At 63.7% G+C, this 20,567-nt stretch carries 19 protein-coding genes; 9 read left to right on the top strand and 10 right to left on the bottom strand.

The genetic code is table 11. The features are described 5' to 3' along the window. Positions 1-6 precede the first annotated feature (6 nt). A complete protein-coding gene (locus Q0743_RS04630; protein ID WP_298240408.1) occupies positions 7-2,364 on the bottom strand; it encodes an Orn/Lys/Arg decarboxylase N-terminal domain-containing protein in 2,358 nt (785 codons plus the stop codon). 81 nt (positions 2,365-2,445) lie between these two features. Further along, positions 2,446-2,925, bottom strand: a complete 480-nt coding sequence (locus tag Q0743_RS04625; protein WP_298240407.1) for an Lrp/AsnC family transcriptional regulator — start codon at positions 2,923-2,925, stop codon at positions 2,446-2,448. A 143-nt stretch (positions 2,926-3,068) separates the two neighbouring features. Between Q0743_RS04625 and ald the strand changes: the two genes are divergently transcribed. Further along, the gene (gene ald / locus Q0743_RS04620) at positions 3,069-4,184 is read left to right on the top strand and encodes an alanine dehydrogenase (RefSeq protein ID WP_298240406.1); all 1,116 of its coding nucleotides are present in this window, start codon (positions 3,069-3,071) and stop codon (positions 4,182-4,184) included. 110 nt (positions 4,185-4,294) lie between these two features. Here the strand turns inward: ald and Q0743_RS04615 are convergent, their stop codons facing one another. The 3 genes from Q0743_RS04615 to Q0743_RS04605 are packed head-to-tail and all read right to left on the bottom strand — an operon-like array spanning position 4,295 to position 8,333. Then, entirely contained in the window at positions 4,295-6,205 is a 1,911-nt protein-coding gene (locus Q0743_RS04615; RefSeq protein WP_298240405.1) for an NAD(P)/FAD-dependent oxidoreductase, read from the bottom strand. Continuing rightward, positions 6,202-6,843, bottom strand: a complete 642-nt coding sequence (locus tag Q0743_RS04610; RefSeq protein WP_298240404.1) for a TetR/AcrR family transcriptional regulator — start codon at positions 6,841-6,843, stop codon at positions 6,202-6,204. The genes Q0743_RS04615 and Q0743_RS04610 overlap by 4 nt, the downstream gene beginning before the upstream one ends. Continuing rightward, positions 6,840-8,333: an AMP-binding protein gene (locus tag Q0743_RS04605; RefSeq protein WP_298240403.1), complete on the bottom strand. Its 1,494-nt coding sequence runs from the start codon at positions 8,331-8,333 to the stop codon at positions 6,840-6,842. The genes Q0743_RS04610 and Q0743_RS04605 overlap by 4 nt, the downstream gene beginning before the upstream one ends. Positions 8,334-8,505: 172 nt before the next feature. Between Q0743_RS04605 and Q0743_RS04600 the strand changes: the two genes are divergently transcribed. The 7 genes from Q0743_RS04600 to Q0743_RS04570 all read left to right on the top strand — a co-directional run bounded on the left by Q0743_RS04600 (position 8,506) and on the right by Q0743_RS04570 (position 14,815). Then, positions 8,506-9,765 (top strand): ABC transporter substrate-binding protein, encoded by a 1,260-nt coding sequence (locus Q0743_RS04600; protein WP_142249095.1) that lies wholly within the window; start codon positions 8,506-8,508, stop codon positions 9,763-9,765. A gap of 88 nt (positions 9,766-9,853) precedes the next feature. Next, positions 9,854-10,756 (top strand): branched-chain amino acid ABC transporter permease, encoded by a 903-nt coding sequence (locus tag Q0743_RS04595; protein WP_298240402.1) that lies wholly within the window; start codon positions 9,854-9,856, stop codon positions 10,754-10,756. Continuing rightward, a complete protein-coding gene (locus tag Q0743_RS04590) occupies positions 10,753-11,772 on the top strand; it encodes a branched-chain amino acid ABC transporter permease (protein ID WP_298240401.1) in 1,020 nt (339 codons plus the stop codon). The genes Q0743_RS04595 and Q0743_RS04590 overlap by 4 nt, the downstream gene beginning before the upstream one ends. A 2-nt stretch (positions 11,773-11,774) precedes the next feature. After that, positions 11,775-12,530, top strand: coding sequence for an ABC transporter ATP-binding protein (locus tag Q0743_RS04585; RefSeq protein WP_298240400.1), 756 nt, complete (start codon positions 11,775-11,777; stop codon positions 12,528-12,530). Beyond that, a complete protein-coding gene (locus Q0743_RS04580; protein WP_298240399.1) occupies positions 12,527-13,240 on the top strand; it encodes an ABC transporter ATP-binding protein in 714 nt (237 codons plus the stop codon). Before Q0743_RS04585 ends, Q0743_RS04580 begins: the two co-directional genes overlap by 4 nt. A gap of 166 nt (positions 13,241-13,406) precedes the next feature. Next, complete coding sequence (locus tag Q0743_RS04575; RefSeq protein WP_014496622.1) at positions 13,407-13,625, top strand: hypothetical protein; 219 nt, start codon at positions 13,407-13,409, stop codon at positions 13,623-13,625. Positions 13,626-13,756: 131 nt separating this feature from the next. Then, positions 13,757-14,815: a putative sulfate exporter family transporter gene (locus Q0743_RS04570; RefSeq protein WP_298240398.1), complete on the top strand. Its 1,059-nt coding sequence runs from the start codon at positions 13,757-13,759 to the stop codon at positions 14,813-14,815. A 138-nt stretch (positions 14,816-14,953) separates the two neighbouring features. Here the strand turns inward: Q0743_RS04570 and Q0743_RS04565 are convergent, their stop codons facing one another. The 5 genes from Q0743_RS04565 to Q0743_RS04545 form a co-directional block, all read right to left on the bottom strand. Next, a complete protein-coding gene (locus Q0743_RS04565) occupies positions 14,954-15,826 on the bottom strand; it encodes an ABC transporter ATP-binding protein (protein WP_298240397.1) in 873 nt (290 codons plus the stop codon). Continuing rightward, on the bottom strand, positions 15,823-16,695 hold the full coding sequence (locus tag Q0743_RS04560; RefSeq protein ID WP_298240451.1) for an ABC transporter permease: 873 nt from the start codon (positions 16,693-16,695) through the stop codon (positions 15,823-15,825). The genes Q0743_RS04565 and Q0743_RS04560 overlap by 4 nt, the downstream gene beginning before the upstream one ends. Positions 16,696-16,730: 35 nt before the next feature. Beyond that, positions 16,731-18,152: an ABC transporter substrate-binding protein gene (locus Q0743_RS04555; protein WP_298240396.1), complete on the bottom strand. Its 1,422-nt coding sequence runs from the start codon at positions 18,150-18,152 to the stop codon at positions 16,731-16,733. A 181-nt stretch (positions 18,153-18,333) separates the two neighbouring features. Next, positions 18,334-19,107, bottom strand: coding sequence for a Crp/Fnr family transcriptional regulator (locus Q0743_RS04550; RefSeq protein WP_298240395.1), 774 nt, complete (start codon positions 19,105-19,107; stop codon positions 18,334-18,336). Positions 19,108-19,237: 130 nt separating this feature from the next. Continuing rightward, positions 19,238-19,534: a gamma-butyrobetaine hydroxylase-like domain-containing protein gene (locus Q0743_RS04545; protein WP_298240450.1), complete on the bottom strand. Its 297-nt coding sequence runs from the start codon at positions 19,532-19,534 to the stop codon at positions 19,238-19,240. Positions 19,535-19,734: 200 nt separating this feature from the next. On the opposite strand from Q0743_RS04545, the gene Q0743_RS04540 reads away from it, so the two are divergent. Further along, entirely contained in the window at positions 19,735-20,508 is a 774-nt protein-coding gene (locus Q0743_RS04540) for a ferredoxin--NADP reductase (RefSeq protein ID WP_298240394.1), read from the top strand. The last annotated feature ends 59 nt before the right edge of the window (positions 20,509-20,567 follow it).

Here is a 20,567-nt window from a genome sequence, read left to right as displayed (position 1 = left end):
CGGTACCTACTCGGCAACGACGTAAGTATAGAGTCCGATGCGGCCGCTCGCATCGACCTCCTTGTAGACGCCCTGGATTTCGACGTCGAAGCCGGGAAAATTGTTGAAGCAGGTCTCGAACATCTTGAGGTAATCCATCATCGGTTTGGCCCGTTCCGTCAGGCGCTCGCCGGGCACGATGGTGGCGATGCCGGGAGGATAGACCACGAAAGGCGTAGTGGCGATGCGTCCCGCGATCGCCTCGATCGGCAGATAATCGACGTCGTTGCGGAACAGATAGCGCGCGGCATCGCGGGGAGACATCGCGATCTCGGGCATGTGCTCGGGCATGAACTGCTTCGCCTGGAGCATGCTGACATTGGCAGTGCGGAAGAAGCGATGCATGTCGCCGCAGAGGTCGCGCAGCCGCACACCGGCATAGCGCGCCTGCCGCCGCTGATGGAATTCCGGGATCGCGTCCGCCAGCAGCGCATTGTCGTCATGCAGCCGCTTGAATGCGACGAGGCCGGAGATCAGCGTGCCGGCCTTGCTCGCCTCGACACCGGGCGTGAGCAGAAACAGCAGGGAGTTGAGGTCGTTCTTCTCGGGGACGATGCGGTTCTCACGCAGATATTGCGCAACGACGGGTGCGGGGATGCCGTGCTCGGCATAGGCGCCGGTCGTGCGGTCGAACCCGGGGGTGAGCAGCGTCAGCTTGTTCGGATCGGTCATGGCAAAACCTTCTGCGAGATCGGGAAAGCCGTGCCAGTTGGTATCCGGAGAGAGTTGCCACAGCGCGGGATTGGTGGCGAGCTCGTCGGTGGAGAGTGTCTCCCAGGCGACGTTGTGCACAGCGCCCGGGCGGCTGACGTCGGGGATGGCGACGCGGTCGGGAACGAAGGGTTCGAAGAACCAGCGACGATCGGGATTCTGCTCCTTCTCCTCGAACTCCCGGCGCATCGCGCGGATCTTCTTGCGCAGCTCGATCCCGAGGCGGATCGTGTCGTCCCAGAGCACTTCGCCGGAGCGGCCCTTCATCATCTGTGCGCCCACGTCGAGGGAGGCGAACAGCGGATAGAACGGCGAGGTCGAGGCATGCTGCATGAAGCTTTCGTTGAAGCGGCGGTGCTCGACGCGTCGTTTCTGGCCACGGATGTGGCGGTCCTTGATGTGGATCTGCGAGGCCTGCGAGAAGCTCGCAAGCTGCTTGTGGGTCGATTGCGTTGCGATGATGCCCGGTGCTTCCGGGGACAGATTGGCAAGGCCCATGGCAAAGCGGCCGGCATAGAGCGGGTGGAATTTCATGAAGCCGGCCCACGCCTCGTCGAACAGGATGTATTCGCAGAGATGGCCGATACGCTTGATGATCATCTCGGCGCTGTGGATGGAGCCATCGTAAGTACACTGCTCGACCACGGCCACACGGAACGGCCGTTCCTTGCGCCAGGCATCCTTGTCGATGACGAGCGGATGGTTGCGGATCGCCTCGCGCAGGGCCTTTTCGTCGAGGACGTCCCAGCGCATCGGGCCGATCAGGCCCCAGGCGTTGCGGACGGTCGGGACGTAGACCGGAATGCCGCCATTGATCATCAGCGCGCCATGATGGGCGGCCTTGTGGTTGTTGCGGTCGAACAGCACGAGGTCGCCGTCGGTGACGAGGGCGCCGAGCGCGACCTTGTTCGACGTCGAGGTGCCGTTGAGCACGAAATAGGTCTTCTCCGCGCCGAAGATCGCTGCCGCTTCCTTCTGCGCCTTCAGGGCCGGGCCTTCATGGGTGAGGAGGTCGCCGAGGTCCAGCACGGAATTGTCGAGGTCGTCGCGGAAGACGGACTCGCCGAGATGCTCGACGAAGACCCGACCGATCGGACTGCGGTTGTAAAACACGCCGCCATTGTGGCCCGGACAGGTCCAGAGCTGGTTGCCTTCCTCGGCATAGTCGACCAGCGCCCCGAAGAACGGTGTCTTCAGCGTCTCGGCATATTGCTTCAGCCGGCTGATCAGATTCTTGGCGATGAAGGTCGGCGTTTCCTCGGACAGGAAGACATAGCCGTCGATGAAATCGAGCACCTCGACCGGCAGGTCCTCGAACCGCTTGCGCCGGATCAAGAGGATGATCGGGAAGTCGAGGCCGCGGCGCCGCATCAGATTGATCAGCGCCGAGGTCCTGCCTTCGAGGCCCTTTTTGCCCCAGTCCACCACCATGCAGCCGATCGCGGCATCGGTCTGCACCGCCATCTCGGCGTCCTCCAGCTTGCGGGCCCGGACCACCTCGAAGCCGGAGCGCTGGATCTCCTCGATGATCTGGTTGAAGCGGACACCTTCGAGATCGTCGGCGTCGAACATCGGTGCTGCGAACAGAAAGTTGAAGCGCTTGAAATAGTCCATGGTCTGTCCCGAATGTGCCAGAAGCACAGCTCTCGGCACATTCGATGACAGTTGGATGACAGCGGAGCCGGATGATTCCGGCTAGCGCTTCGCCTCGCCGAACACCACGGTAGGTACCGCGCGGTTGACGATCTCGCGCAGGGCGAAGCTCGATTGCACGCGCGCGACGCGGGGCAGGCGGGATAGCTCGGTGCGGTGGATGCGCTCGAAATCCTGGATGTCGCGGGCGAGCACGATGAGAATGTAGTCGTCAGTCCCCGACATCAGGAAGCAGCGTACGACAGAAGGGCATTTCACCACCTCCGCCTCGAACGCCTTCAGCGCCTCGTCGCTCTGGCTCTCCAGCGCAATGCGTACCAGCACGGTGGTGGTGAGGCCGAACTGGCCGAGGTCGAGCGCAGCCTGGTAGGCCTGGATGTAGCCGTCGTCCTCAAGTGCCTTCTGCCGCCGCGCCAGCGCCGTGCTGGATAGCCCGATCTTGTTGGCAAGCTCGGTGTGGCTGGCACGCGCATTGGTCGTGAGTTCCGCAAGGATCGCGAGGTCTTTCCGGTCGAGGGCCAAGGTTTCGTTTCCAGCGTGAAAGGGCGGCTTGGCGCCGGAAACCGGCGCGGGCCTGCCGAAACTAGCGGATATTTGCACGAAACCAAACCGGCGCCGTCGCTACGATGAGGAACAGAATCAAGGCTTTGGCGAGGGAGCTCAAGATGCGCGTCGGCGTGCCCAAAGAGATCAAGGTGCAGGAATATCGCGTCGGGCTGACCCCGGGCGCCGTCCGCGAATATGTCGCGGCCGGGCACGACGTCGCGGTCGAGACTGGCGCCGGCGCCGGCATCGGCGCGTCCGACGAGGTGTATCGGCGGGCAGGGGCCGCCATTGCCGAGAGCGCCCGCGATGTCTTTGCCAGGTCGGACATGATCGTGAAGGTGAAGGAGCCGCAAAAGAGCGAGTGGGCTCAGCTCCGGGAAGGCCAGATTCTGTTTACTTATCTTCATCTTGCGCCGGATCCTGAGCAGGCCAAGGGCCTGCTTGCCTCCGGCTGCACCGCGATCGCCTATGAGACCGTCACGGACGCGAGCGGTCACCTCCCGCTGCTTGCGCCGATGAGCGAAGTCGCCGGCCGCCTCGCCATCGAGGCCGCCGGCGCCGCGCTCAGGCGATCGGCCGGTGGCCGCGGACTGCTGCTGGGCGGCGTGCCCGGCGTGCAGCCCGCGCGCGTGGTCGTGCTCGGCGGTGGCGTGGTCGGAACGCAGGCGGCACGCATGGCCGCAGGCCTCGGCGCCGAGGTCACCGTGATCGACCGCTCGATTCCGCGCCTGCGCGAACTCGACGATCTCTTCGCCGGACGCGTGCGTACCCGCTTCTCGACCATCGAATCGGTCGAGGAGGAGGTGTTCGCTGCCGACGTCGTGATCGGCGCCGTGCTGGTGCCGGGCGCCAGCGCGCCGAAGCTGGTCACGCGCGCGATGCTGACATCGATGCGGCCCGGTGCCGTGCTGGTCGACGTCGCAATCGACCAGGGCGGCTGCTTCGAGACTTCGCACGCGACCACGCATACCGATCCGACCTACGAGGTTGACGGCGTCGTTCACTATTGCGTTGCCAACATGCCGGGCGCGGTGCCGGTGACCTCGAGCCAAGCGCTAAACAATGCGACGCTGCCCTTCGGCCTGATGCTGGCGAACAAGGGTTTTGCGGCGGTGCTGGAGAATCCGCATTTGCGCAATGGGCTGAATGTCCATCGCGGGCGGATTACCAACAAGGCGGTGGCGGAAAGTCTCGGGCTGGAGTTTGCGCCGGTGGGAAGCGGGCTGGCGGCGTAAGAGCGGTACCCCACCATTGCGAGTGCAGCGAAGCAGTCCATAATCCCTCCGCGGAAAGATCCTGGACTGCTTCGCTGCGCTCGCAATGACGACTTGGTGAGAGCGACGCCTCACCCCTTCGTCAACTTGTACTGCCGCAAATCCGGATCATGGGTCATTCGCCAGTAGTCGACGAACCGCCACGGCATGGCCGAGAACACCCGGCCACTTGAATTGCGGTAGTAGGTGCTCATGCCGGGGTGCGTCCAGATCATCGCCTCGTGCTCGGCATCGACCTTGCGGACATAGTCGTCGAGTACGTCCTGGCGGACGTCGATGGCGGCGAGGTCTTGCTCGATCATGCCGGCGAGACAGGCCGAAATGTAGCGGCTCTGGCATTCCGACTGGAAGATGACGCTGCCGCCATGGGCCGGTCCTGAATTCGGGCCGAGCATGCAAAAGAAGTTGGGAAAGCCCGGCACGGTGAGGCCGAGGAAGGCGGTCGGATTGTCGTTGGCCCAGGCTGTGCGCAAATCCTTGCCGTCGCGGCCGCTGATGTTGAGGCGGGCCGCCATCTCCGTCACCTTGAAACCGGTCGCGACCACGATGATGTCGGCGGGACGGTGCTTGCCGTCGGCAGTGACGATGCCGGTCTCGTCGAAATGATCGATCGTGTCAGTGACGAGCTCGACATTGTCTCGCGTCAGCGTCTTGAACCAGTTGTTGTCGAGCAGGATACGCTTGCCGTAAGGCGGATAGGTCGGCACGCATTTTGCGATCAGGTCCGGCCGGTCCTTCAACTCGGTGAGGATGAAATCGGTCAGCTCCTGGCGGTGCCGGTCGTTGCCCTTGTTGACCGCGCGCTCGGGGTGCGGCCAGGCCGGGTCCTTGCGCAGGAACGGCAGCAGGCCGTCGCCGTAGCGCCAGAACATGTTGAAGCGGTACCACTGCACATAGAACGGCAAATGCGCCAGCAGCCAGCGCGCGCCCTCGCTGATCGGATCGGCATAGCCCTTCACCGGCCGCGCCCATTGCGCGCTGCGCTGATAGACCGTGACCGAGGCGACGCGGCCGGCGATCGACGGCACCAGCTGCATCGATGTCGCGCCGGTGCCGATCACCGCGACATGCTTGCCGTCGAGCTTGATGTCGTCCGACCACAGCGCCGAATGCAGGATCGTTCCCTTGAAGCCCTCCTCGCCCTTGAAGTGGGCGCGGGAGGGGTCGTTGAGCTGGCCGATGGCCGAGACCAGGGCGGTGGATTCGATGGTCTGTTCGCCGTCCTTGGTCTTCAGCGTCGAGATCCAGCGCCGCCTGCTGTCGTCCCAGCGCGACGAGGTCAGCTCGGTGTTGACGCGCAGATGCTTGCGGATGCCGTATTCGTCCGCGACCTTCAGGAGATAGCCCAGCAGCTCGTCGCGCTGGCAGAAATAGCGGGTCCACGCATTGCCTGAGCCGAACGAGTAGGAATAGGAGTGATTCGGCGTGTCGACGCCGCAGCCTGGATAGCGGTTGATCCACCAGGTGCCGCCGAGCTCGGCGTTTTTCTCGACGATGGTGTAGGGGATGCCGAGATGGCCGAGCGCGACACCAAGCGCGATGGCGCAGACCCCGGCGCCGACGATCAACACATGCTGCTCGGCGAGCTTCTCGTTGGACGGACGCGCCGTCCATCGCGGCTCACGCGGCACAAAGCCCATCTCTTCGCGCATCAGCGGCGCATATTCCGGCGCGACGTTCTCGCCGAGGCAGGCGCGCATCATCCTCAGCAGAAGTTCGTCGCCGGGATCAGCGATGACGGGCTTCGGCGTGCCATCGGCGAACAGCCTGACCACTGCGGCGCGGATCTCGTCCTGGATCTCCCGGGGCACGCCGGCCTCGGGATCGGGGATGAGGCGGATATCGCGCTTTGGCAGGTAGGGCGGTTCGAGCCACTTCTCGTCGCCGGTCATGTGCACAAGCACCATCAGCAGGCAGCGGATGTCGCCCTCGGCGATCGCAGTCGTGAGGTCGAACGGCTTTTGCGGAGATGCGATGTTCATGGCGTGTCCTGATCTCCGGAGCTATTGAAGAGGCCGCGCGTCATCAGTTTGCGATAGGCGGAGATGACGTGATCGGGCACGGCGGTGACGCCGCCTTCCGAATAGGAGTAGCGGCGGCTGAGATAGCCGCGCGCGCCCATCAACATGTGGACGATGGCCTCGAACTCATCGTCGCTGTAATCCTGGATCGCGCCCGTCGCTCGCGCGCGACGCAAGATGCGGACATAGGCGACCGAGATGTTGTCGAGATGTTTCTGGTAGCCGTGAGGTGCAAAGAACTCGGCCTCGTTGAGGATGCGCAGGAATTCCGGAACCTCGCGGATGAAGTCGAAGAAGGCGGAGAAGCGCGCGATCTCCTGCCGGGCCGCATCCGCTGTGCCGGTGCGGGCGCGGATGAACTCGACCATGTCGAGGCCGATCTTGGGCAGCAGCTGGTCGAGCAGCTCCTGACGGTTCTCGAAATGATTGTAGAAGGTGCCTTGCGCGACGCCGGCTTCTTCCGTGATGCGGGCGACGGAGGCCTCCGCATAGCCATGCTTGCCGACGACCTTGGTCGCGGCGTCAAAGATCTTCTGCTTGGTCCAGGCATTGCGCTCGACGCGGTTGAGCTTGGTCACCTTGGCATTCGCTTGCGTCATTCAGACGTCTCCAGCTCGGCGCGCAGCACGCGCTTGAGGATCTTTCCGCTCGGGTTGCGCGGCAGGCTGTCGCGGATGACGAGCTGTTTCGGCACCTTGAAGCTCGCCAGCTGCGCGCGGCAATGATCGGTGAGGGCAGGGAGTTCGAGGTTTGCGCCCTCGGCCAGCACGACGACGGCGACCGGACGCTCGCCCCAGCGCGCATCGCGCAGGCCGATCACCGCGACCTCGCGCACCTCAGGCAGATCGTAGATGACACGCTCGACCTCAGAGGAGGCGATGTTCTCGCCGCCGGAGATGATCATGTCCTTCTTGCGGTCGGTCAGGTACAGGAATCCTTCCTCGTCGAGGTAGCCGACGTCGCCGCTGCGGAACCAATCGCCGAAGAAGGCCGATGCGGTCTTCTCAGGGTCCTTCCAGTAGCCGCGCGTGATCTTGGGGCCGCGCAGGCAGATCTCGCCATCGACGTTCGGCGGCAGCGTCCTGCCGTCTTCGTCGCGGATTTCGATCTCGACATGAGCGATGGCGCGGCCCGTCGAGCCGATCTTCTCGATCTCGCGGCCGGACTCCATGAAGGTGTCGCCGCCGACGGTCTCGGTGAGGCCATAGGCATCGATATAGCGTGCATTGCGGAAGAGTTGCGAGAAGGCGCGGATGCGTAGCTCCGGCGTCTTCTCGCCGCCGCCGATCGCCCATTCCAGGCTGGAGACGTCATGGCAGTCGCGGGTCGGGCAGGTGAGCATCGCGGTGGTCATCACGGGCGCGAACCAAGCGGCGTTGAGGCTGTCCTCCGCGATCGCCGCGAGCGCCGTCTCAGGCTCGAAATTGCGCTCGATGCGGATGAAACCGCCATGCCAGAGCACGGCGATGCCGGGCAGGTCGAGCGCGCCAACGTGATAGAGCGGGCCGACGACGAGAAGCCGCGTGTCGGCACTAAGGCCGAGCGCGATGGTCTGGTCGGCCGATTTCCAGTAGAAATTATCGTAAGTAAAAATCACGCCCTTGGGGCGGTCGGTCGTGCCCGAGGTGTACATCAGACGCATCAGGTCTGATGGCTGGCGCACGTGCATGGAGGCTGGCGGCGCGTCACCAGCAAGGTGCGTGATGCTCTGCTGCGCGGCTTCATTCAGCACGACAGTCTTCGCACCCGCTGCGTTGGCGGCGAGCTCTTCATCGGCGATCAGCAGCCGCGCACCGGCATTGGCGGTGATGTAGCCGACCTCGTCGCGGGAGAGGCGGAAGTTGATCGGCAGGAAAACCGCGCCGAGATGGCTGGTGGCGAAGACGAGCTCTAGGAACGCCGCGCTGTTCTTCATGAGCACGGCGACGACATCACCCGCGCCGATGCCCTGTGAGGCAAGCCAGCCCGCGACCCCGCGCACGCGCGCATCCAAGGCCGCGTAGGAAATCTCCTCGCCGCGATATTTCAGCGCAGGCCGCTCGGGCGTGCGCCGGGCATGGAAGGCGATGAAGCTCGACAGGTTGATCATTGCGCTTGTTTTGGGCCGGTTGCCGGCCTCGTTTCCTCCTCGATGAATTCTGACTCGTAATTCATCTTTGGCTTGACGTCACCCCCCTACCTCTGAAATCCTTGGGAACACGGAGACGAGACGATCTCCAGCAAGGGACCAGGAAACGCCGACCCGAAAGAGGGAGGGGAAAATGACGAGAACCCGCACGCCGGGCATCAGCCGCCGTTCAACACTGGCGCTGATGGGCGCCGGTGCGATGACGTTTGCCGCGCCGTGGGTGGCGCGTGCTCAAGCCAAGACGATCAAAATCGGAATGCCGACCATCCTCTCGGGCCGCGTCGCGCAGCTCGGCACGTCCTCGCGCAATGCCGTGATGCTCGAGGTGGAGAAGGTCAACGCCGCGGGTGGCCTCGCCGGGCGTCAGATCGAGATGGTGGTCCGCGACTCCAAGGGCCAGCCGCAGGAAGCAGCCCGCGTCGCGCGCGAGCTCGTCAACACTGACGGCTGTGAACTGCTGCTCGACGGCGAAGCGTCCTCCGGATCGTTCGCGGTGCATGAGGTCGCACGTGACCTCGGCGTGCTCTGCATCCACACCTGCTCGGAAGCCTCCTCGCTCACCGCCGATCCGAAGCAGCACATTCCCAACGCGTTCCGCTGCGTGCGCCAGGGCATCCACGATTCCATCGTCGGCGGCAGCTACGCCGCTGCCATCTCCAAGGCCAAGGGCCTGAAGAAATGGGCAACGTGCTCGCCCGACTACGCCTATGGCCGCGACACCACCGGCGAGTTCACGCTGTATCTGAAGCGCTTCGCGCCCGATGTCGAGATCATCAGCGAGTCCTGGCCAAAGCTGTTCCAACCCGATTACACCGAGGTGGTGACGAAAATTTTGCAGGCCAAGCCGCAGGCGCTGTATTCCTGCCTGTGGGGCGGCGATCTCACCTCCTACATCGACCAGGCCAACATCTACGCGATGTTCGGCCAGATGGAGGTGTTTGCGGTCAACATGGCCGACTACACCGCGCTCACCGTGGTGAAGAACCTGCCCAAGGGCATCCACTCCGGCAATCGCTACATCAAGACCTTCCCGACCACGCCGGAGAACGCTGCCTGGGGCGATGCCTACAAGGCCAAGTACAACGAATATCCGACCAACTGGTCGTGGCAGAACGCGACCGCGGTGATGTTCCTCGCCGAAGCCGCCAAAAAGGCGAACTCGGCCGACGGCAAGAAGCTCGCGGAAGTCCTGAAGGGCCTCACCATCAAATGCCCGTTCGGCGCCGACGGTACCGTGACGATGCGCGGCGATGACCACACGCTGGTCGGCTACGCCATCGGCTGGGGCACCACGATCCCGCAGGAGCCTTATGTGCCCGAGGTCAAGGCCGGCGATTGGAAGACGATCTTCGAGCTCGAGGCCGAGTGGAAGAAGAGCAAGGGCTACACCTGAGTTAATGCGCGGTGGAGACGGGTGACCGTCTCCACCGTTTTCGTTTGGCCCTCCGCCATCTCTGGCGCGCGACAATGAAAGTGCTCCCGTGGATCTCGATGCGCTTGCCGGCTGCCTCTCCAGCTCCGCCTGCCTGGTGACGCAGACCACCAGCGGCCTCATCATCGGCATGCTGCTGTTTCTGGTCGCGGTCGGGCTGACCCTGATCTTCGGCGTGCTCAAGGTGGTCAATTTCAGCCACGGCGCCTTCTACATGTTCGGCGCCTATTTCGCGATGGCGGCCTATCAGCTCACCGGCAGCTTTGCGTTGGCGATGCTGGCGGGGGCGGCTGGCACCGCCATCCTCGGCCTGATCTTCGAACGTGTCTTCATGAGCCGCGTCTATGGCGCGGATGTCTTGATGCAGCTGCTCGTCTGCTATGCCTTCGTGCTGATCTTCGACGATGTGGTGCGCATCATCTGGGGGCCGGAATTCAAGTCGATGGGGATGCCGTCCGCGTTCCAGGTGATGCCGCTGTTCATCGCCGGCGGCGTGGTGCCGCCTTATTATCTGTTGCTGATTGGTGTCGCGCTCGTCGCGGCCATCGTGCTCGGTGCTGGCCTGTCGCGCACGCGCATCGGCAAGGTGATCCGCGCCGCCGCGCATAATCCCGGCATGGTGTCGGCGCTCGGCATCAACACCGGCCTGATCTATGGCGGCGTGTTCGCGCTCGGCGGCATGCTGGCGGGGCTTGCCGGGGCGCTGGCGGCACCGGTGCGCTCGCTGACGCCGGGTATGGGATTTTCGGTGCTGATCGAGTCCTTCATCGTCACCGTGATCGGCGGCATGGGCTCGATCCTGGGCGCGCTGATCGGCGCGCTGCTGCTCGGCTTGATCCGCTCGTTCGGCTCGCTCGGCTTTCCCCTGTTCACGGAAGGCTTGATGTATTTGTTCATGGTGATCGTGCTGGTCTCCAAGCCCACCGGCCTGTTCGGCAAGGAGGCGGCATGACCGAGCTCGAAGCCGGCCGCGCGCGGGCGCTGGTGCCGGTGAGCAGCGGCGCGGCGCTGCAGCGCTATCGCGACGTCCTGATCGCGGTCATTGCGTTCGCCGTGCTGGCGAGCCTGCCGCTGTTCACGGGTAGCAAGGCGCTGCTCGATTTCGTCATCCGCTGCTCGGCCTACGGCCTGTTCGCGACTTCGCTGAATCTGTTGGTCGGCTACACCGGCCTGACCTCGTTCGGCCATGGCATGTTTTTCGGCCTCGGCGCCTATGGTTTCGGTCTGATCATGCAGAAGCTGGGCGTGCCGATTCCAGTCGCCTTCGTCGCGACGCTCGCGATCACCGCCGTGATTGCCGCGATCATCGGCGCGATCTGCGTGCGGCTGAAGGAGATCTATTTCGCCTTCGTCACGCTCGCCTTCCAGATGCTGATCCATTCGACCATTCTATCCTGGGCCTCCTTCACCGGCGGCGACCAGGGCCTGCGTGGCGGCATCCCCAGGCCCACGTTTCTCGGCATCAACCTTGCCAACCACATCCATCTTTACGTCGCCAGCTGCGCGCTGCTGATCCTCGGCCTGCTCGCGATGCGCCAGATCGCGCAATCGCCGTTCGGCTACACGCTGCGCATGATCCGCGACAATGCCGCGCGCGCGAGCTTCCTCGGCATCGACGTCTGGCGCGCCAAGCTCACCGTGTTCGTGCTGGCGGCGCTGTTCGCGGCGATGGGCGGCATGGTGATGGCGCTGTTCGTCTCCGGCGCCTATCCGGAGTTCGCCTATTGGACGATCTCGGGCGAAGCCATCTTCATCAACATGCTCGGCGGCGTCTCGACCTTCCTCGGGCCGATGGTCGGCACCGTGCTGCTGCTGCTCCTCAACGACACAGTGACGCGGTTCACTGAGTATCATGGCATCGTGCTCGGCGTGGTTATCCTGTTCTTCGCGCTGGGCCTGCGCAAAGGCCTGCTGGACTTCGTGGCCGAATGGTTCGCGCGACGGCGCAAGACCGGCGAGGGGCGCTAGCCATGCTGGAGATCCGCAATCTCGCAAAGTCCTTTGGCGGCGTGAAGGCGACCAATGACGTCACGCTGGACTTCCCCGACGGCTCGCTGACGGCCGTGATCGGCCCGAACGGCGCGGGCAAGAGCACGTTCTTCAATCTGATCACCGGTGCGCTCAAGCCAGACAGCGGGCAGGTGCTGCTCGACGGTGTCGATCTCGCCGGGCGCTCGCCGCCGGAGATCGTGCGCCACGGCATCGGCCGCGCCTTCCAGGTTGCGAGCATCTTCAAGTCGCTGACGGTGCAGGAGACCATGCTGGCCGCCGTCAGCGCCGATCAGCGTTCATCCGCAGTGCTGCACAAGCGCTTTCCCTTGCCCGAGACGCGCGACCGCGCCGAGCACGTGATGGAGCTGCTTGGCCTCGCCGGCAAGCGCCATCGCACGGCCGCAACGCTGTCGCACGGCGACCAGAAGCTCCTGGACATCGCGCTGGCGCTGGTGCTCGAACCGAAGGTGCTGTTGCTGGACGAGCCGACCGCCGGCATGGGGCCGGAAGAACGCTGGCGCATGATCGACAAGGTGCGCGAGCTTTGGGAGACCCAGAAGATCACCGTCGTCTTCATCGAGCATGACATGGACATCGTGTTCAAAATCGCGCCTGAGATCATCGTGCTGTGCTACGGCCGCATCCTCGCCACCGGTACGCCCGCCGAGATCCGCAACAACAGCGCCGTGATCGACGCCTATCTCGGCACCGAACATGCGGGAGCCGCCGCATGAGCGAAGCCGTCATCGAAGTCGACGATCTCGACGTCTATTACGGCACCAGCCAGATCCTGTTCGGCGTCGGCCTGTCGGTGCGGCAGGGCGAGACCATGGCGCTGCTCGGCCGCAACGGCGCCGGCAAGTCGACGACCATGAAGGCGATCATGGGTCTCGCACCGCCGCGGCGAGGGAAGGTCAGCCTGCGCGGTGCGGTGATTTCCGGCTGGCAGCCGCACCATATCGCACGCGCAGGTCTCGGCTTCGTGCCGGAGGATCGGCAGATCTTTCCGGAGCACAGCGTCGAGGACAATCTCGTCATTGGTCGCAAGAAGGGACCGGAGGGCCAGGACGAATGGCCGATCAAGCGCATCTATGAGGTCTTCCCGCTGCTCGAGCCGCTGCGCTATCGCATTGCCGGGCGCCTGTCGGGCGGCGAGCAGCAGATGCTGGCGATCGCGCGCACGCTGATGGGCAATCCCGCGCTGCTGCTGCTGGACGAGCCGAGCGAGGGGCTGGCGCCGATCATCGTGCAGCGGATCGGTGAGCTGCTGCGGCAGCTTCGAAGCATCGGATCGACCGTGCTGATCGCCGAGCAGAACATGCATTTCTGCCTCGGCCTTGCCAGCCACGCCACGGTGATCGACAAGGGCCAGATCGTCTATGCCGCGGGAATCGACGAGCTGAAGGCCAATGATGCCATCCGCCGGCGCTATCTGGCCCTGTAAGCCGGACGCCGGTGCCTCAGTAGCCCGGAAGAAGAAAACTATTGTCTCGACATCGTCCCGCGGAAGGAGTTTCCCCTCGTTGGGGTAAAAACGCCAATCGCTTCCATTGCCGTTTCGGCGGGAAACGACGACATTCCCATCAGAATTTGATGGATTGGCTACGGTCATGGAACGCACTGGATTTGAGCCCTTCGGCGAGCAGCTGGTGTCCGCAACGGACGCCCAGCCAAAATCGCGCGCTTCAAAGCTCCTGCTGCGGGCCGGCACCACGGTTTTCTGGTCGCTGGTCGCTGGCATCGTGCTGGCGCGTGCGGCCTTCTTCGAGCCGGGCATCTATGACGGCTTCAGCCGGGTTGCTTCGCTCGCCAAGAGCCTGATCTTCTAAGGCCGGCCCGATCTTCTGACCCCCGATTATTCCGGGCTGAGGACAGAACTTCGCTCGGCCCTGATATGCCGAAAACTTATTCCCCATCGAGCCGACGCTGCGTATAAATATTTCTCCTCTGGGAGAGATTTGTGTCGCAGAATCAAGCATCCACCCCGGCCGACGCCAAGCCGACCACCGCCGTTAGCCGCGTCGTCGCGCTGATTCCCGGCATTCTCCTCTGTATCGCCGTGGCCGGCGTGTCGGCCTTGCTGGAGCACCTGGAACTGGGGGTCTTCGAGCACCCCTATGTCGAGGCGCTGGTGATGGCGATCCTGCTCGGCATGGCGCTCCGCAGCTTCTGGAAACCGGCTCCGCGCTGGCAGGCCGGCATCGCCTTCAGCGCCAAGCAGCTGCTCGAAGTCGCCGTCATGCTGCTGGGGGCCTCGATCAGCTTCGCCGCCATCGCCGCCTCCGGGATCGCGCTCCTGGCCTCGATCGCCGCCGTCGTCGTGATCGCGCTTTGCGTCTCCTTCGGTCTCAGCCGGCTGCTCGGCCTGTCGACGCGGCTGTCCATTCTGATCGCCTGCGGCAACTCGATCTGCGGCAATTCCGCGATTGCGGCGGTGGCGCCCATCATCGGCGCCAACAATGACGAGATCGCATCCTCTATCTCGTTTACCGCCATCCTCGGCGTGATGATGGTGCTCGGCCTGCCGCTGCTGATCCCGCTGCTGCAACTGTCCGCCACGCAATACGGCATTCTCGCAGGGTTGACGGTCTATGCGGTGCCGCAGGTGCTGGCGGCGACGGTGCCGGCTGGCTTGGTTTCGACGCAGATCGGCACGCTGGTGAAGCTGATGCGCGTTTTGATGCTGGGACCGGTCGTTGTCGGCCTGTCGCTGATCGCCTCGCGCTGGCAGAGCGATGCCAAGAAGACCAATGTCGGCTTCTTCCGCCTGGTCCCCTGGTTCATCCTTGGCTTCCTCGCGCTCGCGACGCTGCGCTCGCTGGAGATCGTCCCGAGCACGGTGGTGGCGCCGATCACGAAGATCACCGGCTTTCTGACGGTGGTGTCGATGGCCGCGCTCGGTCTCGGCGTCGACGTGCGCGTGCTCGCCAATGTCGGCGGCCGGGTGACGGCTGCGGTGACGTTGTCGCTGATGCTGCTGCTCGGCATCAGCATTGCGCTGGTGCACTGGTTCAAGTGATCAGGTAAGGCTGCCGTAGGGTGGGCAAAGCGAAGCGTGCCCACGCATTTTTCGCGATCGAGAGACGTGGTGGGCACGGCGCAAGGGCGCCTTTGCCCACCCTACGAGACCGTCATCGACGCGAGCGTATCGGCTAAATCAAATCACATCCGCCAGCGAATGGCCGTGCAGCTCGATGTTGAGCCCCTGCATGCCCATGTCGTTGATCTCGCCGCCCATCGCCTTGAGGCTTTCCTCGCGGATCAGGGACATCAGCCCGCGGCGAAGTGCCAGAAATTCCGACGACATCATCATCGATTGCTGCCGCGGCCGCTCCAGCGGAATCGGGATTTCCGCCTTGATCGAGCCGGGACGCGCGGTCATGCAATAGACGCGGTCGGACAGGAAGATCGCTTCATCAATGTCATGGGTGACGAACAGCACCGAGATCTTCAGCCGCTGCCACATGTTGGTGAGGATCTGCTGCATGATGACGCGCGTCTGTGCGTCCAGTGCGCCGAACGGCTCGTCCAGCAGCAGTACCTTCGGTCCCGTCGCCAGCGCGCGGACGATGCCGACGCGCTGCTTCATGCCGCCGGAGAGCTTTTCCGGATAGTGCTTCTCGAAGGCCTCGAGACCCGCGAGCCCGAGCAGCGTGCGCGCAGCACGCTCGCGCTGGGAGCGCGGCATGCCGCGCATCTTCAGACCGAACTCGACGTTCTCCCGCACTGTCTTCCAGGGGAACAGCGAATATTGCTGGAATACCATGCCGCGCTCGGCGCTGGGGCCGCTCACGCGTTCGCCGTCGACCGTGACGATGCCGGTCGTCGGCTTGAGGAAGCCGGCGACGGCGTTGAGCAGCGTCGACTTCCCGCAGCCGGACGGGCCGACGATCGAGACGAACTCGCCGGGCTTCACATGGATCTGCGTGTCGGTGACGGCCTGCACCGCGCCCTCGATGGTCTCGTAGGCGAGGGAGAAGTTCTTGACTTCGATATGGCCTTTCGGCGTGTTGACCGAAACCTCGCTCATTTTGCGCTCCACGGCATCACCAAACGTCCCGCGCCCCTGATCAGGACGCTCGATCCGAGCCCGAGCACGCCAATCGCGATCATGCCGAGCGCGATGTCGGCGTACTGGACCAGCGAATAGGCCTCCCAGGTGAAGTAGCCGATGCCGTACTGACCGGAGATCATCTCGGCGGCGATCAGCGACACCCAGGCAACGCCCATGCCGACGGTGAGCCCGGTGAAGACGTGCGGCAGCGAGGCCGGGAAATACACCTCGCGGAAGATCGAGCGCTCGCGCGCGCCGAGACATTGCGCCGCCCGCACCAGCACCGGATCGACCAGCGACATGCCGTGCAGCGTGTTGACCAGGATCGGGAAGAACGAGCCGAGGAAGGTGATGAAGACGATGCTCTGCTCGTTGGTCGGCCACAGCATGATCGCCATCGGCACCCAGGCGATCGCCGGGATCGGCCGCAGCACCTCGGCAACGGGGAAGACGATCTCATGCACCAGCTTGAAGCGGCCCATGATCAGGCCGAGCGGCACACCGACGATCGCTGCCAGCGAGAAACCGATGAAGATGCGCCGGCAGCTCAGCAGGATGTGCATCAGGAATTTGGGATCGTGAATCGCCTTGCTGAAGCTCGCATAGACCGCCAGCGGCGAGGGCACGTTGGTGAAGCGCACGAAGAACACGACGCGGTAGGTCGTGAGCAGGTGCCAGACCATCAGGAAGGCGAGCAGCGAGATCACGCCGATCGCGGTCGCGCGCAGGCCGGCCCGGTTGAGCCGGTACCAGCGCAGTGCGAGTGTGCCGAACGAAGGTGGCGCTGTGGGCGGGGTGACGGCGGCGGGCGCGGGGCCCGCCTCTGCAAGTGCTGTTGCCGGCATGCTGTCCTCGGGATGTCTGACGAGGGCGGGACTGCTCACGTCTTGCCTCCGCCGACCGCAGCCCTCACCGCGTCATCGAAGCCGAGCACTTTGCCGCTGATCTTGGCGGCATAGGCTTCGGCGTCCTTCTTCAGCAGGAACGGGGCGACGTCGCCATTGCCGACCGCGAAGAAGGCCTGATCAGCGAACAGCTTGATGCCGCGCGTGGTGTCGAAGACATAGGCGACGTTGATCTTCTTGCCCTTGGCCTTGTAGTCGGCATAGGCACCGAGCGTGCAAGCCGCGGACGAGAAGGGCAGGATGCCGGCATCGTCAACCCAGACTTCGCCAGCCTTGCGGGGATCTGCGATCGGCTTCTTGCAAAAGGAATCTTCGCCCGAAATCTCGTAATTCTTCGTGCTTGCAAGCTGCGTGTCGTAGTCGAGCTTCATCTCGGCATAGGCCTTGCGGATGTAGCTGTCGTCGACCCACTTCTTCGGATCGAACTCCTTCATGCGGCCGAGGTTCTGCAGCACCTTGACGTCGGTCGTGGCGGCATCGATCAGCGCCGGCTTGACCGTGGGATCGGTGGTCATGTTGCCGCTGGGGCCGAGGAAAATATAGACGACTTCCTTGTTGATGCCGGTCCACTCCTGGATCTTTTCGGCGGCCAGCTTAGGGTCGTCGCGCAGCCACTGGTTGGCGGCGATCAGTGCCTTGAAATAGGCGACGACGACTTCCGGATATTTCTCGGCGAAATCGGTGCGAACGACGATGCCGTGGAAGGTCGGCAAATTGGTCTCGACGCCGTCGAAGATCTTGCGTGCGAAGCCGCGGAACGGCAGCAGCTCGGCGAAGGGGACGAAGTCGGCATGCGCGTCGATCTTCTTCTCCTGGAGATTTGTCGAGCCGACCTCCGGGCTCTGGCTGACGAGCTGGAAGAAATCGGAGGCATAGCCGCGATCCTGCATCGCCTTGAGCATCATGCCGTGCGCGGCGGAGCCGAATGGGACGCTGACCAGCTTGCCCTTGAGATCGGCGAGGTCGTAATAGGGCGAGTCCTTGTGGACGACGAGGCCGTTGCCGGAGCCGGAGAGGCTGTAAGCGGCGATGCCCATCAGCCGGCTCTTGCTCTCCGGATTGCTCTCGAAGGTGAAGCCGTTCACGATCAGCGGATAGTCGCCCATCATGCCGATCTGCAGCTTGTTCGCCATCATCGCGTTGGTGACGGGTGGACCGGAGGTGAAGTTCTGCCATTCCAGCTCGAACTTGATGTTCGCGTATTTACCGTCCTTCGGCAGGTACTTCTCCAGCAGATGCAGCTGGCGGATGACGACGCCGGCGGTCACCGTGTTGGTGGTGGTGTCCTGCGTTCCGATGCCGAGGGTGACGGTCTCCGCGGAGGCCGGCTGCGTGACGATTAGCGCCAGCGACGTCACCGACATCGCGATCGAGAGCGTGGGAAGATGGCGGACCATTCTCATCCTCATTCGGTTGGATGTGCTGTGGTTGCCATGATTGGGTGAGGGAGGGGACACGGCAAATCCGGAATGACGACGGCAGTCGATTAGTTGCCGGGAAAAGGTGATTGCATACTCCTTGAGCAGTCCTGCACTATAAAGCCGCTTGCCTGTGCATCGGCCTTGGCCGCAAATTCCTCTAATCGGATCCGTGGCCGCGCATTTCCTCGAGCACGTCGGTGCGGCAGACCACGATCTGCGAGCGTTTGGTCAACACGATTCCCTTCTCCTGCATGCGTTTCAGGCTGATCGTGACCCATTGCCTGGTCGCGCCGACCATGTGGGCGATGTCGGCATGGGTGAAGGCGGCTGCAATCACCCGGCCGTCGGCGTCCTCGACGCCGTAGAGCTCGACGAGGTGCAGCAAGAGATGCGCGAGGCGCTGGGTGATCGAGCGCGTCCCCAGCATCTGTGCCAGCGCCGAATAGCATTTGCCCTTGAAGGTGAGGCCCTCGATCAGGCCGATCGCGAGATTTGGCATCTCGGCGGCAAGGGACCGTAACTCCTTGCCGGGCAGATGCACCACGCTGCAATTGCTGGAAGCAACGCCGGACCATTGATGCACGGTGCCCTCGAACACTTCGGGTCCGCCAACGAAATTGCCGACATGCCAATAGGCCAGCGTGATCTCGCGCCCAAGCGGCGACGTGTAGAACACGCGGATGCGGCCGCTCTCGATCAGCCAGATGCCGTCATGCTTGCCACCCTGGCTGAACAGGGTCTGGCCGCGGTTCAGGACCTTTCGCCGACCCTGCTTCAGCACCAACTCCCGCTCGCGCGACGAGAGCTTGTCCATCAACGGTGGTGGACCGCCGATCCATTGCTGGTTCTCGGTGAGTAGCAGCGAGGAGCTGCCGGTAGGCCGGACTGTCGGGGGAACGGCCCCGCGAACCACACTCGCCGCCTGCAACATCGTCTGCCTCCGGAACGTTCAAACCGTTCTAGAGAGGAGCAATGTCCGTGCCAGATGGGGGCAACCTCCTGCGTCATTCCGGGCTCGCCCTTCGGGCGCCCCGGAATGACGAGCTGTGGGTAGGTGCGGCCTACCGCCCCGCCAGGCTCAGCAGATACGTCTTGGGGTAGATCCCCCTGTTATGCCCGTCCGAGAACGCGATGTTCAGACCGTAACCGAGATCACCGATCTCGGTGATCGCAATCCCCGGAAACGTTTCCGGGAAGCGGCCGTCGAAGCGGGCGCGGGTGCAGTGGGCGCATTTGCAGGAGAGGCGAAGTGTTTCGGCGGGCACGCGCAGCGCGTTGTCCTGCGCGGTGCGGACGAGCAGCGTCGCGAGATCATCGCTCGCTTCGTACTCGGACACGGTCGGGGCCACCAGAGTCATGGTCATCAGGAACCTCCGACCTCTATCTATGTCGGCGCAGGCGTGCGCGAATAGCAACTAATTGCCGGCGCGGGCCTGACCGCGTGCCTCGCCTTCGATCACCGTCCACGAAATGTGAAACTAATCGACCGGGAATTTCACTTCCGAATTGCCGGACTCTCTTCTCTCCGTGACCTTGGCGTCATCGACAAGGAGAGATGATGAGCGCATTTCAGAAGGAAACGGTTCTGTCGGTCCGGCACTGGACCGAATCCCTGTTCAGCTTCACCGCGACGCGCGATCCCGGTTTTCGCTTCCAGAACGGCCAGTTCGCGATGATCGGGCTCGAGGTCGAAGGCAAGCCGTTGATGCGGGCCTATAGCATGGCGAGTGCCAATCACGAGGAGGCGCTTGAGTTCTTTTCGATCAAGGTGCAGGACGGCCCGCTGACCTCGCGCCTGCAGAAGATCAGGGAGGGCGACATCATCCTGGTTGGTCGCAAGGCGACCGGCACGCTGATCACCGGCAATCTCATTCCGGGAAAGCGCCTCCTGCTGCTCTCGACCGGCACGGGTCTTGCGCCCTTCGCCAGCCTGATCAAGGACCCCGATGTCTACGAGAACTACGAGACCATCGTGCTCGCCCATGGCTGCCGACAGGTTTCGGAACTCGCTTATGGCGAGCACCTCGTCGAAGGCCTGCGCAACCACGAGTTCTTCGGACCCCTGATCCGCGACAAGCTCGTTTACTATCCGACCGTCACCCGCGAGCCGTTCAGGAACCGCGGCCGCATCACCGACCTGATCGCCTCGAACCAGCTGTTCGACGACATCGGCCAGGCCGGTCTCGATATCGAGACCGATCGCATCATGCTGTGCGGCAGCCCGGCGATGCTCGAGGAACTGCCGGCGATGTTCGCCGCGCGGGGCTTCGTCGAGGGCAATCACAGCCAGCCCGGCCATTTCGTGATCGAGAAGGCCTTTGTCGAGCGCTGAGGCGCAAATCGCTGTCCGGCGACAACTAATTGCTATCGCCGCGGCGCCCCCTGAACAAG

Source organism: uncultured Bradyrhizobium sp. (assembly GCF_936943645.1).
In the GTDB taxonomy this organism is placed as follows: domain Bacteria; phylum Pseudomonadota; class Alphaproteobacteria; order Rhizobiales; family Xanthobacteraceae; genus Bradyrhizobium.
This window is presented reverse-complemented; position numbering and strand designations above follow the sequence as displayed.